The sequence below is a fragment of the Nocardiopsis potens DSM 45234 genome (genome assembly GCF_000341105.1).
In the GTDB taxonomy this organism is placed as follows: Bacteria; Actinomycetota; Actinomycetes; order Streptosporangiales; family Streptosporangiaceae; genus Nocardiopsis_A; species Nocardiopsis_A potens.
In genome coordinates this window covers 73356-87818 of the sequence record NZ_ANBB01000021.1, presented here as the reverse complement: position 1 = coordinate 87818, position 14463 = coordinate 73356, and the positions used below count along the sequence as shown (strand labels likewise).

Annotated in this window: 13 protein-coding genes; 2 read left to right on the top strand and 11 right to left on the bottom strand. The window is 76.3% G+C overall.

The features are described 5' to 3' along the window. Nucleotides 1-129: 129 nt before the first annotated feature. Nucleotides 130-1668, bottom strand: a complete 1539-nt coding sequence (locus D459_RS0107995) for an AMP-binding protein (RefSeq protein WP_017592473.1) — start codon at nt 1666-1668, stop codon at nt 130-132. 46 nt (nt 1669-1714) lie between these two features. Next, nucleotides 1715-2785: an LLM class flavin-dependent oxidoreductase gene (locus tag D459_RS0107990; protein ID WP_017592472.1), complete on the bottom strand. Its 1071-nt coding sequence runs from the start codon at nt 2783-2785 to the stop codon at nt 1715-1717. A 170-nt stretch (nt 2786-2955) separates the two neighbouring features. On the opposite strand from D459_RS0107990, the gene D459_RS0107985 reads away from it, so the two are divergent. Together D459_RS0107985 and D459_RS0107980 are read left to right on the top strand one after the other, a co-directional pair. After that, nucleotides 2956-3273: a Dabb family protein gene (locus D459_RS0107985; RefSeq protein WP_017592471.1), complete on the top strand. Its 318-nt coding sequence runs from the start codon at nt 2956-2958 to the stop codon at nt 3271-3273. 305 nt (nt 3274-3578) lie between these two features. Next, complete coding sequence (locus tag D459_RS0107980; RefSeq protein ID WP_017592470.1) at nt 3579-4742, top strand: thiolase C-terminal domain-containing protein; 1164 nt, start codon at nt 3579-3581, stop codon at nt 4740-4742. A gap of 241 nt (nt 4743-4983) precedes the next feature. Here D459_RS0107980 and D459_RS0107975 read toward each other — a convergent pair whose 3' ends face one another. The 9 genes from D459_RS0107975 to D459_RS0107935 form a co-directional block, all read right to left on the bottom strand. After that, the gene (locus D459_RS0107975) at nt 4984-6024 is read right to left on the bottom strand and encodes an FkbM family methyltransferase (protein ID WP_017592469.1); all 1041 of its coding nucleotides are present in this window, start codon (nt 6022-6024) and stop codon (nt 4984-4986) included. Nucleotides 6025-6214: 190 nt separating this feature from the next. Beyond that, nucleotides 6215-6928, bottom strand: coding sequence for a TetR/AcrR family transcriptional regulator (locus tag D459_RS0107970; protein ID WP_017592468.1), 714 nt, complete (start codon nt 6926-6928; stop codon nt 6215-6217). 104 nt (nt 6929-7032) lie between these two features. Beyond that, a complete protein-coding gene (locus D459_RS0107965) occupies nt 7033-7401 on the bottom strand; it encodes a hypothetical protein (protein WP_017592467.1) in 369 nt (122 codons plus the stop codon). A gap of 211 nt (nt 7402-7612) precedes the next feature. Then, complete coding sequence (locus D459_RS31065; protein WP_017592466.1) at nt 7613-8605, bottom strand: cytochrome d ubiquinol oxidase subunit II; 993 nt, start codon at nt 8603-8605, stop codon at nt 7613-7615. A 31-nt stretch (nt 8606-8636) separates the two neighbouring features. Continuing rightward, nucleotides 8637-9878 (bottom strand): cytochrome ubiquinol oxidase subunit I, encoded by a 1242-nt coding sequence (locus D459_RS0107955; protein WP_017592465.1) that lies wholly within the window; start codon nt 9876-9878, stop codon nt 8637-8639. A 281-nt stretch (nt 9879-10159) separates the two neighbouring features. Then, nucleotides 10160-10828 carry a response regulator gene (locus tag D459_RS0107950; RefSeq protein WP_017592464.1) on the bottom strand — a complete coding sequence of 223 codons (669 nt, stop codon included), beginning with the start codon at nt 10826-10828 and terminating at the stop codon, nt 10160-10162. A 48-nt stretch (nt 10829-10876) separates the two neighbouring features. Beyond that, nucleotides 10877-12088 carry a sensor histidine kinase gene (locus D459_RS31060; protein ID WP_017592463.1) on the bottom strand — a complete coding sequence of 404 codons (1212 nt, stop codon included), beginning with the start codon at nt 12086-12088 and terminating at the stop codon, nt 10877-10879. 200 nt (nt 12089-12288) lie between these two features. Then, nucleotides 12289-13248, bottom strand: coding sequence for a DMT family transporter (locus D459_RS0107940; protein WP_017592462.1), 960 nt, complete (start codon nt 13246-13248; stop codon nt 12289-12291). Between the two features lie 328 nt (nt 13249-13576). Beyond that, a complete protein-coding gene (locus D459_RS0107935) occupies nt 13577-14407 on the bottom strand; it encodes a spermidine synthase (RefSeq protein WP_017592461.1) in 831 nt (276 codons plus the stop codon). Nucleotides 14408-14463: the final 56 nt, after the last annotated feature.

Genomic DNA, 14463 nt, shown 5'->3' with positions numbered 1-14463 from the left:
TTCTGAACTCGGCGGGCCCCGCTCCCCGGCGGGCGCGGGGGCCGCCTCCGGCCGGGGCCCGGGCCGCCCCGCGGTCGGTCCCAGGGGCTGTCCCCCGCCCCTGGGCCCGGTCCGCACCCGCGGCGCCGCTCACTCCCCCGGGTAGCCCCCGCCGCCGTGCGCCGCGTCCAGCGCCGCGTAGTCCGGCAGCTGCCCGGCCCGGGGCACCTCCTCGGTGAACACCACCCGCCGCGGCTTCTTGTACGAGGCCAGCAGGGAGCGGGCGTGCGCGACCACGGCCTCGGCGTCCAGGGCCGACCCGGGGGCCCGCCGCACCACCGCGGTGACGCTCTGCCCCCACCGCTCGTCCGGCACCCCGATCACCGCCGCGTCGGCGATCTCCGGGTGCGCCCTGAGCGCGCGCTCGACCTCCGCCGGGTAGACGTTCTCGTTCCCGGTCTTGATCATCTTCAGCCGCGGGCCGATGAAGGAGATCGTCCCGTCGGGTTCGCGCCGCCCCAGGTCCCCGGTGCGGTGCCAGCCGCCCGCCGCCTTGCTCCGGTTCAGCTCGGGGCGGCCGTGGTAGCCGCTGAACAGGGTCCTGCCCCGGGCGGTGATCTCCCCGGTCTCGCCGGCCGGCAGCTCCTCGCCGTCCGGGCCGGCGATGCGCACCTGCACCATCGGCGAGGGGCGGCCCGCGCCGCCCGCCCCGCCCATGCCCAGGGCCAGGAAGGTGAGCATCCCGCCGGCCTCGGTCTGCCCGTACCCGCCCATCCCGGAGGCGTTCCACGGGTCGGTCCCCACGGTGATCCGGGCGTCCCAGTCGGGGGAGTGCGCGGTGAAGCGCAGGCTGGACAGGTCGCGGCCGCCGGCCGCCTCGGCGATGGCGTCCAGCATCGGCCCGAAGCCGAAGATGTGGTCGACCCGCTCGGCCTCGATCAGCCGGGCCGCCTCGGCCGCGTCGAAGGCGGGCAGGTAGACGTTGGTGCCCCCGGCGTGCAGCGCGGCCAGATTGAACATCACCGTGCCGACGTGGAACAGAGGGCCGCTGTTGAGGAAGGTGAACCCGGGCTCGATCCGGCGCAGCCAGAGCAGGACCGCGCTGTGCGCCAGCAGCGCGTCGGAGGAGAGCAGCGCGCAGCTCGGCCGCCCGTCGAAGGCCGCGGTGTACAGGCCGAGCACGGGCAGCGAGCCGTCGCCGTCGGCGTCGGGGTCCCCGGCCGGCGCGGCGGCCAGGAACTCCTCGTACTCGTCCGGCTCCGTGCCCGGGGCCCCGGCCGCGCAGTGCACCCAGCGGGCCCCGGCGGCCTCCGGCGCGGCCTCGCGGGCGGCGCGGACCGCCTCCCCGATGCCCTCGGACTGCCACAGCACCGCGGCGGGGGCCAGGTCGGAGAGGACGAAGGCGAGCTCGTCGGCGCTCTGCCGCCAGTTCGCCGGGACGAACACCGCGCCGAGCCGGCCCGCGGCGAGCAGGCCCTCCTGCAGCCGGACGGAGTTGCGCCCGATGTAGCAGACCCGGTCGCCGCGGCCGACGCCGGCCGCGGCCAGGGCGTTCGCCAGCCGGTTCACCCGGTCGTCGAGTTCGGCGTAGCCGAGCCGCACCGGGCCGTCCACGGCCGCCGTGTCGTCCGGCCGGGAGCGCCGGTGCTCGCGCAGGACGTCGCCGAGGGTGAGTCGATGGACGGTCATGCTGCCTCCGGGGGCGGGGAGGGGACGGGGGAGCGCGGCGCGCCGGTCACCGGAAGGCCGGCATGACCTCGGCCGCGAAGAACTTCAGCACCTTCTTCATCTCCTCGACCGGCATCGGCCGGGTGCTGCCGAAGTCGCAGAGCAGGTGGTCGAAGCCCATCTCGCGGAGCATGGCGATCTGGCCGACCACGCGCTCGGGGTCGCCGATCACCTCCAGCTGCTCCCAGCGGAAGTCGGGACCGACCGAGCCGCCCTTGAGGTAGCGGTTCTGCCAGTACTCGAAGCCCTCGGCGACCTCGCCGGTGCGCCGGTCCACCGGTGCGCTGCGCTCGTTGAAGATGCGGGACCGGTCGAAGGAGGACTCGAACCGCTCCAGGTCCTCGCGCGCCTGCTCGGCGGTGGGCGCCACGTAGACCGACCGGCTGACCACGAGTTCGGCGGCGTCCGGGTCGTGGCCGTGCGCGGCCGCGGTGGCCCGCCAGGTCTCGGCGGCCCGGGCGACCTTGCGGAACGGGGCCGCCGGGTCGGCGAGCACGGGCAGGCCGCGGGCGGCGTAGCGCTCGACGGTCTCCGGGCTGACCGCGGCGACGTGGATCGGCGGGTGCGGGTCCTGGAGCGGGAGCGGCACCAGGGCGACGCCCTCGTCGAGGCCGGGCGCCACCCGGTGGAACTCGCCCTCGTGGCGCACCCGCTCTCCGCTCCACAGCGCGCGGATCACCCCGAGCGACTCGTCGAACCGGGCGCGCGCCTGGGCCAGGTCGACGCCGAACCCGTCGAACTCGAAGCTCTGGTAGCCGCGCCCGACCCCGAAGTCCAGCCGCCCCCCGGAGACCACGTCGACCAGGGCGGCCTGCTCGGCGACGTGCACCGGGTCGTACAGCGGCAGCACCACGATCCCGGTGCCCAGCCGCAGCCGCTCGGTCCGGCCGGCCAGGTGCCCGAGGAAGGTCAGCACCGAGGGCACCGCACCGTAGTCGCGGAAGTGGTGCTCGGCGAGGCGCACCCCGTCGAAGCCCAGCTCCTCGGCGAGTTCGATGAGCTCGACGTGGTAGTCGTACACCTCTCCGAACGACTGCCCGTCGAAGCGGTGGAACAGGTGGAACGTGGAGAACTTCATTGCTCGGGCCGCTCCTCGCGCGATGGGGTCTCTGCACCGCCTCATACCAAGCGCTCGCTTGGGTAGCGTAACAGCCGCCCCCGAGCCTGGCCAGCGCCGGACGGGCCGGCCGCCCGCCGGGCGCGGGGCCGGTGCCGCGCGGGCGGGGGCGGGCCGCTAGGTTCGGGCACATGGCAATCAGGCACATCGCGCTGTTCAGCTGGAACTCCGAGGCGACGCCGGAGCGGGTCGCCGAGATCGAGGGGGCGCTCTCCCGGCTTCCGGGGCTCATCCCGGCGCTGCGCGGCTACAGCTTCGGCCCGGACCTGGGCATCTCCGAGGGCAACTCCGACTTCGCCGTGGTGGCCGACGTCGACGACGCGGACGGCTTCGCCGCCTACCGGGACCACCCGGACCACCGGGCCGTGCTGGGGCTGATCAAGCCGCTGCTGGCCGCGCGGTCGGCGGTGCAGTTCGTCCTCCCGGAGTCCGACCCGGAGTCCGATTAGATCGCGTTCTCGTTCACCGTCTCCGGGGCGGGCGCCGGTCGGCGCCCGCCCCGCTCTCGTGCCCCTCGGCGCCCTGTTCCCGGGGGAGCGGAAAGCGGCCCGGAAGGTACCGGATCGGTCCCGAGGGTTGCGCTAGAACGAGTTACAGTATTACCTTCTGGGGCAGAGCCGGGCCCGGTGCGGGCGCCCGGACCGGGCGCGGACCCGGCGGGCGGCCACCGGGCGGCAGGCGGAAGAACGCGTCGCCCGCCGGGGATGGATCGCGCCCCGTCCCCGGCGGGCGGCGTCTCTGCGCGGGAGGCGCCGTGCCCGGTACCGGAATCGCCGAGCGTGCGGCCGTGGCCGGCGTCGGAGCGACCCCGCTCAGCCGCGCCTCGGGCCGCACCGAGCTCTCACTGGCCGCCGAGGCCGCCCGCGCCGCGCTCGCGGACGCCGGGATCGGCCCGGACGGCGTCGACGCGGTGCTCAGCTACCACCTGGACGACTCGGTGCCGGTCACCGATCTCGCCCGCGAACTCGGCATGCACCGGCTGGGCTGGCACAACGAGATCCGCGGCGGCGGCACGCAGAGCGCCTCGATCCTCGGCGACGCCGCCATGCTGGTGGCCACCGGCCAGGCCGAGACGGTCCTGGTCTACCGGGCGCTCAACGGCCGCTCCGGGAAGCGGATGAACCGCGCCGGGCTGCGCCTCGGCGCCGGCGTCGAGCAGCAGTTCACCGTCCCCTACGGGGTCCTGGGCCCGGTCAACGCCTTCGCCATGGTCGCCCGGCGCTACCTGCACGAGGCCGGGCTGGACTCCCGCGACCTGGCCGCCGTGGTCGAGGCGTCCCGGGCGCACGCCGCCGCCAACCCGCGCGCGCTGCGCCGCACCCCGCTGGACCGGGCCGGCTACCTCGCCGAGCCGATGGTCTCCGACCCGCTGCGCCGGGCCGACTGCTGCCAGGAGACCGACGGCGCGTGCGCGCTGGTCGTCACCGGCTCCCGGCGGGGCCTCGCCGCCGGGGCGCCGCGGATCCGCGCCGTGGTGCGCGGCGGCCGGCCGGAGCACTCCCGCCCGGACCGCACCCCCGACCCGGCCGGGGTGTTCTCCGCCGGCCTGGCCCCGGAGCTGTACGCGGCCGCCGGGATGCGCCCCGCCGACGTCGACGTCGCCCTGCTCTACGACGCCTACTCGTTCCTGGTGCCGCGCCAGCTCGCCGACTTCGGCCTGGTCGCCCCGGAGGAGATGGCCCGGGTGCTGCGCTCCGGCGGGATCTCGGCGGCGGGCGCGGCGGCGGCCGGCGGCGTCCCGGTCAACCCGCACGGCGGCCTGCTCTCCGAGGGGTACGTGCACGGGCTGAACAACACCGCCGAGGCCGTCCGCCAGCTCCGCGGCGACGGGGTGAACCAGGTGCCCGGCGCGTCGACGGCGCTGTGCACCGGCTTCGGCGGCGCCTACGGCGCCGCCGCCCTCCTCGTCGCCGCCTGACCGGGAGGAGGACGCCCCGGCGGTACCGGCCGGGCGCGGCCCGAGGGTGCCCGCCTGTATCCGCCGGGCCGGGGGCGAGCCCCATGAGAACCCGGCCGGGGCCCCGCCGGTGCCGCGCCGGCCCTTCCGGCCGGCGGACGGCGGCCCGGGCGACGAGTCCCGGGGGCCGCCCGGCCGGCCGCTCGGCGCCGCGATCACCGCGCCGCGGAACGGCCGGGACCGGCTGCACAGGTCGGCCCGGTCAGGCCACCGGGACCCCCAGGGCGCGCAGGTCGCCGGCAGTGCGGGCGGTGAAGAACCAGTCGCGGAACCGGTCGTGCGCCCGGAGCGGCCCCGCGGGGGCCAGCGCCCGCTCCCCGACCAGGTGGAAGCGATAGCCGAACGGCGCCAGCAGCCCGGTCAGCCGGTCGGTGTCGGCGTCGGGCAGCACCTCGCACAGCACGTCCGGGCGGTGCTCCCGGAGGAAGTCCTGCCCGTGCGCGAACACCTCGGCCTCGGTGCCCTCGACGTCCACCTTGAGCAGCGGGCGCCCGCCGCCGGCGCCGCCCGCCTCGCCGGTGAACGCGTCCAGCGCCACGGTGCGCACCGGGACGCCGTCGGCGAAGTCCATCTCGCTGGAGTAGAAGCAGGGCAGCGCCGAGTCGCCGGACTCGGCGGGCATCGCGACCAGGCCGTCCGGCGCGCCGACCCCCACGTGGTGCAGCGTGGTGCGGTGCAGCACCCGGTTGCGCACCGCGTTGTCGAACAGCCCGCGGTAGACCTCCGGGACCATCTCGAAGGCGTGCGCCCGCAGCTCGGCGTTGACCGCGGTCCCGACCAGGGTGAACAGCCCGGTGTAGGCGCCGATGTCGAACACCGCCGGCGCCCGGCGGGCCAGCGCGGCGAACGCCTGCACTGCGAGGTCGTCGGCGGGGCCGGGGCGGCGGCCCCGCCCCCAGTACAGCTCCTTGGCGATCACGCAGCGCGCCGGGGCGAGCATGGTGAAGGAGGCGCCGCCCGCGTATCCGGTGACCTCGCGGACCGAGGACGGCGCGGGGAGCCGGCCGGTGGCGCGCAGCCCCGGCGCGGCGAAGCGGACCGCGCCGCGCATCGCCAGGTTCGGCAGCGGGCTGCCGAGGAACCTCTTGACGTGCTTCTTCGCCCCGTACCAGCTGCGTTTGCGGGCGGTGGCGGTGGCCCGGAAGTCGGTGCCGTCCGGCGGCCCGGGCCGCGGTTCCCGGGCGGGCCCGCCGCGGGTGCGCTGCGCGGGGACGGGCCCGCCGGTGCGGGTGCGCTGTGCCATGGGAGGCGCCCTCCGGGACGTCCGGGGTCGGGTGTCGGCCGCGGGCGCCGGGGCGGCCCGCGCGGCCAGGCTAACGCGCCGGCCGCCGCCGTTCACCGACCTCGCCGGGCGTGTACGCCGGGCGCGCCGGCTCCGCGCCGTCGCCGCCCCGGCGCCGGTCGGGACGGCGGCGCGGGGGAGGGGCCGCGGGTCAGGACTCGAAGGAGCGCTCGCCGAAGCTGATCCCGTCGAAGAGCACCGTCATGAAGTGCTCGGCCAGGTCGTCGGTGCCGAGCGGGCCGTCCGGCCGGTACCACCGGACCGCCACCCAGATGGTGTCGCGGATCATCCGGTAGGTGAGCTTGGGGTCGATGTCCGGGCGGAAGGCGCCCTTGGCCTGGCCGTCCCGGATCACGTCCATCCAGATCCGCTGGATCTCCTGCTCGGCCTCCTCCAGGTAGCCGAACCGGGAGAACTGGCGCAGGTAGTTCCAGTCGTTCTGCAGCACGGTGATCGCGGCGCGGTGCGGCTTGAGCGAGCGGTACGCGGCGCTGATCAGCCGGCCGAGCAGCTCCCGGGGCTCGCCGCCCTGCTCCAGCGCGGCGCGGTAGTCGCCCAGCAGCTCGTCGAGGTAGGAGGAGAGCACCTCGTCCACGATCGACTCCTTGGAGTCGAAGTGGTGGTAGAGGCTCCCGGAGAGGATCCCGGCCTCGTCGGCGATCTCGCGGACGGTGGTGGCCTGGAAGCCCTTCTGCGCGAAGAGGTCGGCGGCGAGCCGGACCAGGTCGACCCGGCGCTCGGAGGCGAGCGCGGAGGACTGGCGGCCCCGCCTGCGCGGGGCGCGGGACGGCGTGCGCGCGCCGCCGCCCTGGTCGGAGTCCTGGTCGGAGGGTGAGGCGCCGGTGGCGCTGCTGCGGGTGTTCACGCTCCCATTATGCGGACGCTGTCCAATCGCTTGCTCGCCTGGATGCGCTCACCCCAGCAGGGCGCTCATCCCGCGGACGGTCGGGCAGGGCCACCTGGATGCGCTCACCCCAGCAGGGCGCTCATCTCGCGGACGGTCGGGCAGGGCCAGCGGAGCATGCAGCACTGGCAGCGCTGCACCGCGGGCCCGGGGCCGCTGCTGATCCCGCCGCCGTCGCGCGGCCGGTGCAGCGAGAGCAGGTTGAGGCAGAGGTCGGCGAAGGCCGAGATCTCGTGCCGCGCGTTGGCGTAGAACGCCACGTCGTTGATGCGCAGCAGGCCGCTGTCGCAGTTCTGCCGGGGGACGCCGACGGTGTCCGGCCCCCAGGGCGCCGCCCGGTCGGCCCGCTCGCGCACCCCCTCGACGTAGAGGCGGAGCCGTTCGTGCACATCGAGCTGGTCGTCCGCCGAGGCGAACAGATCGGAGATCGACATCGGACCCCTTCCCCCGGTCCATACTCACTGTGTAAATAATGTCACACTGAGTGTTCGGAGGGGGGTGGGAAACGCCCTGGGGCCCCGCTTCCACCGGATCCGCGCGGGCCGCCCCGGGGGCATGGGGCGGCCCGCGCCTCGGGATGGCCGCACGGGGGCGGCCGCCCGGGCCGCCCGTCCACTCGGGGCAGGTGCCCGGGCGGCGCCGCGGTCAACCCCGGATGGCCGGATCCGGCACGGCCCTCCGGCGCGGCGGGAGCGCCGGGGCCGGCGGCGAGGCGAAGAAACCGGTGTCGGCGGCGGGCCGGCGCAGCATCCGGTAGAGCCCCACCTGCCCCACCGCCATCAGCGGGACCAGCGGGACGATCGCGATCCCGGCCAGGGCCAGGACGCCCGCCGGCGGGCCGTCCAGCGGCAGCGCCTGGGCGGCGGCCGCCAGCAGCGGGGCCGAGCCGATCGCCACCGCCGACGTGTGCCGGGACAGCCGCGGACCGGACAGCCCGGCCGTCGCCGCCAGCGCCGCGGCCGGCACCAGCGCGGCGGCGGCCAGCGCCAGCGGCCGCTCGATCGCGGCGGCGCCGGGCAGCACCGCCGCCACCGCGGTCACCGCGGCCGCGCCCAGCGCGACGCGGGCCAGCACCCGGGTGAGCCGCCCGGCGTCGTCGGCGCTCGCCGCCTCCCCGGCCTCCGCCGGCACCAGGCGCTCCGCGCCGAACGCGGCACCGCGCAGCAGGAAGAGCGCGGCCACGGCCAGCGTGCAGGCGACGGTGAACACGCTCGGCGCCGCCCCGCCGGCGATCAGCCCGGCCAGCACCGCGCCCCAGCTCAGCGCGAGCACCCAGCTGCCGCCGACGATCAGCGCGTCGCACGCCCTCCGCCAGGAGTCGGTGTCGATGCGGGCCCGGAACCACAGTCCGGCGTCGCGCAGCAGCCACGCCGCGAGCAGCACGCTGAACACCGGCCACAGGCCGCCGAAGAGCGCGCTCTTCAGCTCCGGGAAGAGGCCGGCCACGACGCCGACCGCGCCCACCAGCCACACCTCGGTGCCGAGGAAGTAGGGGGCGGCGGCCGACACCAGGCGCCGCCGCTCGGTCGGGGTGCGGGCCAGGTAGGGCATGAGCATGCCCAGGCCGATGTCGCACCCGGCGAGCACGAAGTAGCCCACGACCAGGCCGGTGAGGAAGAGGACGGGGACGGTATCCATGCTGGTTCTCCTGCGGTCGTCGGGCTGGTGGTCAGAAGGTCCGGACGGGGGCGGGCTCCGCCTCCTCGGCGGGGGCCGGCGCCAGTGGCCCGCCCTCGGGGCCGCGCCGGGCGAACCGGGCGAGCAGCCAGAGGGTGGCCCCGCCGAGCACGGCGAAGGCGACGGTGAAGAAGGAGAAGGAGGCGAGCGCCATCGCCGGGCTCAGGTCGGTCATCGCGTCGGCGGTGGTCAGGTGGCCCCGCACCACCCAGGGCTGGCGGTTGGTCTCCCGGAAGACCCACCCGCCGATGCTCGCGGCGTAGGGGAGCAGCGGCAGGAACACCACCGGGTGCAGGAACCAGCGCCACTTGCTCAGGCCGCGCAGCAGCCACACCAGCGCCAGCAGCCCGGCGGCGAGGGAGATCATCGCCCACGCGCTCATCATCACCATGTCGCCGGCCGCCCCGAACGCGGTGGCGACGGAGGAGTCTGAGGCCTTCTCGATCGCCTCGATCTCGTCGGCGGTGTAGGTGAGCCCGGCCGTCGGCGGCTCCTTGCCGAACAGGGAGAACTGGGTGCCGCCGGTGATCACCGTGGGCATCACGCCGAGGATCAGCATCACCGTGCCGGCGCGGACCCCGCGGTGGAACATCCGGTCCGGGTCGTTGCGCCGGGCCAGGTGGTAGGCGCTGACCGCGGCCACCACCGCGCCGCCGACCAGCAGGGCGGTGCTCGCCACGTGCCAGAACGCCATCACCGCCGACGGGTTGGCGACCAGCGCCATCGGGTCCTCCAGCACGGCCTCGCCGCCCTCGATCCGGAACCCGTCGGGCCACTTGAGGACGCCGTTGGCGACCAGGACCCAGTAGGCGGAGAGGTAGGCGGTGCCCGTCACCACCAGGAAGCACGCCCAGTGCGCCCAGCGGCCCATCCGGTCCCAGCCGAAGATCCACAGGCCGAGGAAGGTCGACTCGACGAAGAACGCGGCCATCGTCTCCACCGCGAGCGGGGCGCCGAAGACGTAGCCGAACATCTCGTTCAGCCCGCTCCAGTTCAGCCCCAGCTGGAGCTCCATGACCAGCCCGGACAGGATGCCCATCGCGTAGTTGACCAGGTAGAGGCCGCCCCAGAAGCGCACCGCGCGCATCCGCGCGGCGTCCCGGCGCAGCACCGCGATGAACTGCGTGACCAGGATGTACGGCGCGAGGCCGAGGGTGAAGGCGACGAACATGTAGTGCGTCGCCGCTGTGAGCGCGAACTGGAGCCGCGCGAGGACAAGCGGGTCGTCGAGCATCGCCCTGAGCCTTCGCCGGTAGGGGAACGGAACGCTCCGATGCTCCCGCCCGGCCCGCCCTCCGGGCATCGCCCCGGGGAAGGCAATCCCCCTACCGCGCCGGGGGTGCGGCCCCCTCCCCGGCTACGCCCCCGGGGGTAGGGGGAAACCCCGACCCTTCCCCGGGGGCGGGCGGCCGGATCCCGGGGCAACCCCCGAACGCCCGGCCGGGGGCGGAGGCGCGTCCCCGCAGGCCGGTTCGGCCGGCCGGGGGAGCCGGCCGGCCCCGGCCCGCCCCGGGGTCAGTCCAGCCAGCCGGGGGTCACCAGCGACGACTCGTAGGCGAGGACCACCAGCTGGGCGCGGTCGCGCATGCGCAGCTTCACCATGATCCGGCTGACGTGGGTCTTGGCCGTGGCGGGGCTGACCACCAGCCGCGCGGCGATCTCGTCGTTGGACAGCCCCGCGCCGACCAGCGCGAGCACCTCGCGCTCCCGCTCGGTCAGCCCGTCCAGGGAGGCGGTCGGCGCGGCGGCGCGCGGCGCGCGGCGGGCGTAGTCGGAGATCAGCCGGCGGGTGACGCCGGGCGAGAGCAGCGCGTCCCCCTCGGCGACCACCCGGACCGCCTGCAGCAGGTCCTCCGGCTCGGTGTCCTTGACCAGGAACCCGCTGGCGCCCATGCGCAGCGCCTCGAAGATGTACTCGTCCAGGTCGAAGGTGGTGAGGATGATGATCCGGGGGCCGTCCGGGCCGGACTCGGCGAGGATCCGCCCGCTGGCGGCGAGCCCGTCGGTGCCGGGCATCCGGATGTCCATCAGCACCACGTCCGGCCGGGCCGAGGCGGTCAGCCGGACCGCTTCGGCGCCGTCGGCGGCCTCGGCCACCACCTCGATGTCGGGAGCGCTGTTCAGCAGGGCCCGGAACCCCGCCCGGACCAGCGACTGGTCGTCCGCCAGCAGTACTCTGATCAATCCCGGCCCCTTCGCTGCGGTCGAGTGCTCCTCACCCGGACCCGTCCATCATCCGGCACCGTCGCGCCCGGCGCCGTCGGGGCGGGGGGAACCGCCGTCGGCCGGGAAGTGCGGCAGCCGCGCCCGGACCTCGAAGCCCCGGCCGCCCGGCCGCGGCCCGGCGGAGAAGTCCCCGCCCAGCAGCGCGGCGCGCTCTCGCATCCCGGTGATCCCGTTCCCCGGGCGGACCCCGTCCGGCGCGCCGCGGCCGTCGTCGGTCACCGAGATCTCCAGCCACCGCTCGCCGAAGACCAGGCCGACCCGGGCGTGCGCCGCCCCGCTGTGCCGGACCGCGTTGGTCAGCGCCTCCTGGACGATCCGGTAGCCGGTCGCCTCGACGTTGGGCGGCAGCCGCCGCTCCCCGGAGGCCTCCACCGTCACCTCCAGCCCGGAGGTGCGGGTCTCCTCGGCCAGGGCCGCCAGGCCGTCCAGCGCGGGGGCGGGGCTGCGCGGCGCCTTCTCGTCGACCGCCCGCAGCACGTCCAGCGTGGCGCGCAGCTCCTGCAGGGCCGACTTGCTGGTCCGCTTGATGGTGGCGAGCGCCTCGGCGGCGCGCTCCGGCTCGGATTCGATCAGGTAGAGCGCGGTGCCCGCCTGCACGTTGATCAGCGAGATGCTGTGCGCCACGGTGTCGTGCACCTCGCGGGCCAGCCGGAGCCGCTCGTCGGCGGCGCGGCGCAGGATCTCCTCCTCCCGGCTGCGCGCGGCGTCGGCCCGCCGCTGCTCCTGCACGGAGAGGTAGTCGCGGCGCCAGCGCACCAGCTCGGCGGAGATCAGCACGACCAGCACCCAGGCGAGCACGCCGAACGCCTGGCCGATGCGGAACGCGCCCTCGTCGGTGAACTCCCAGGCGTAGACGGTGAGCCACTGCGCGATCCCCAGCGTCCAGCCCTGCCAGCGCATGCCCTGCGCGACCGGGACGAACAGCGCGAGCGCGGCGCAGAGCATCAGCGGCCCGTCGGGGAAGCCGAGCGGGTAGTACACCGTGGCGGAGGGGACCACGATCAGGCCGGTCGGCACCGGGGCGGTGCGCACCCAGACCAGCGGCACGGTGCCGAGCAGGATCAGGATGTAGCCGAGGAGGCCGAGGTCGCTCAGGGACCGCTCGAACGCCGGGGCGTGCCACAGGTCCAGGGCGACCGTGGGCAGGGCGACGGCCGCCGCGATCACGGCGGCGATCAGGACGTCGGTCCGGGACGGACGGGGAGGCAGGCGGATCATCGCGGTTCGACGTTACGCGCCCCCACCCCGGTCGGGGCGTCCCCCAGGGGGAGGTTCCCGGAGCCGGGGGCGTACTCCCGGCGGAGTACGCCCCGGCGCGGGCGCCCGGCTCTCCCCGGCCGCCGGAGGGGCGGCCGGCCGCGCACGGGCCTCCCGCCCCCGGAACCCCGGGCCGCGGGGGTTCGGGCCGCCGCCCCGGGCTACCGGGGCCCGGGCCGGCGCCGGCGGCGCTCACCGACCGCGCGGGCGAGCGGTTCGGCCCCCATCGAGGCGAGCAGCAGCACCGCCCCGGCCATGCCCAGCGGCGTCATCGCCTCGCCGAGGAAGGCCACCGACAGCAGCGCCGCGGTCAGCGGCTCGGCCAGTGTGCCGACGGCCGCCCCGGTGTCGGAGGCGGTCCGCAGCCCGGCGAAGTAGGCCAGGTAGGCCAGCACGGTGGGCACCGTGCCGAGGAACGCGAGCAGGGCCAGGGTGTCGGCCCGCACCGGCACCGCGAGGCCGGTCGCGGCCCCGGCGGGGAGCAGCAGCACCGCGCCGATGAGCATGCCCAGGCCGGCGTTGGCCAGCGGCGGCAGGCCCTCCACCGGCCTCCGGTTGACCAGGGTCATCGCGGAGAAGGCAAGCCCGGCGCCGAGCGCGCAGGCCAGGCCGCCGGCCAGCCGGGCGGGGGAGCCGCCGGCCCCGGGGAACCCGGCGAGCAGCGCCAGGCCCGCCACGGCCAGCAGCACCGGCACGGCCAGTCGGGCGCCGGGCCGGCTGCGGGACAGCGCGCACACGCCCACCGCGACGAAGACCGGCACGCTGCCGATCTTGACCAGCGTGGCCAGGCCCACCGGGATCAGCGCGAGCGAGCCGAAGTAGAGCATCTGGAACACCGCGTGCAGGGCGCCGTTGACCGCCAGCCGCCGGAGCAGCGGCCGGGACCGCGGGATCCGCCTCAGCTCCCCGGTGGCCGCCAGGAAGGCGGAGATGAGCAGGCCGGCCAGGAGCAGCCGGTAGGTCGCCGCGGCCATCGGGGCGACCCCCTGGGCCTGCAGCAGGTGCCCGGCGGGCCCGCCGGTGCCCCAGAGCACCCCGGCGAGCAGCAGCAGTGCGAACCCGCGCTGGGACGGCGCGCGGGAGGGAACCGCGGCCTGCGCCGCGGGAAGGGAAGACGACACGAAGAGGACTCCTCCGTCGACGGAACAGGGGATCGTCGAGGGGCGTCCGCGATCGGCTGAGGAACCCGCCGCGGTTCACCGCGGGGGAGGACCCGGCGCCCCGGTCAGCCGACCGGAGGGGGCGTCACGAAAAGCCGTGACTCGTGCTCCATCGCTTCCTCGCGCTCATGCGTCCGCCGCCCGCCCGACCGGGCGGGACGTGTCCGGGCCAGGCTACCGCGCGGACCCGTCGGATGACAGGGCGACCCCGGGCGATGATCTTGACGTTGCGGGGGCATCAGAGCGCTCTGATGCCCCCGCAACGTCAAGATCATCGGGGAGGGGGCGCTCAGCGGGTGAAGGCGCCCTCGGGCGGGGCGGGGGAGTCCGCGGCGGCGCCGTCGCGGACCGGTGCGGTGCCCGCGGTGAACCGCTCCAGGTCCGGTCCGCAGACCAGCCGGGCCATGTCCGGGTCGCGGTGGGCGCGGCGGCCCAGCTCGTCGACGGGCAGCGGGCGGTCCGAGGCGGCCAGGACGAGGTTGCCGAACCGGCGCCCGCGCAGCACCGAGGGCTCGGCGATCAGCGCGGTGTGCGCGAACGCGGTGGCGGCGGTGGCCAGCTGCGCCCTGGTGTGCGCCAGGCGCCCGCCGTCGGCGACGTTGACCGCGAACACGCCGCCGGGGCGGAGCACGCGCGCCGCGTCGGCGTGGAACTCGGCGGTGGTCAGCGCGGCCGGGGTGCGCGCACCGGCGAACACGTCGCACACGACCAGGTCCGCGGTGCCGTCCCGGCGCTCGGCCAGCCAGGCCCGGGCGTCGCCGATGCCGACCCGGATCCCGGCCCGCCGGTCCAGCGGGAGCTCCCGGCGGACCAGCTCGACCAGGTCGGCGTCGATGTCCACGGCCCGCTGCCGCGACCCCGGCCGGGTCGCCGCGATGTAGCGGGCCAGGGTCAGCGCGCCCGCGCCGAGGTGGAACGCCTCGATCGGCCGCCCGGCCGGCGCCGCGAGGTCGGCGACGTGCCCGAGCCGGCGCACGTACTCGAAGTCCAGGTGCGTCGGGTCCGCCAGGTCGACGTGGGACTGCGGCGTCCCGTCCACCACCAGCAGCCAGGAGTCCGCCCGGTCGGCGTCCCGCAGCAGCTCCGTCCGCGGCCCGCCCGCGGCCGTCTCGGCTCCCATGCCCGCCCCCTGCACCCTCGGCGGGAGGGGCGCCGCGGGCGTCGGGGAACCCGCCG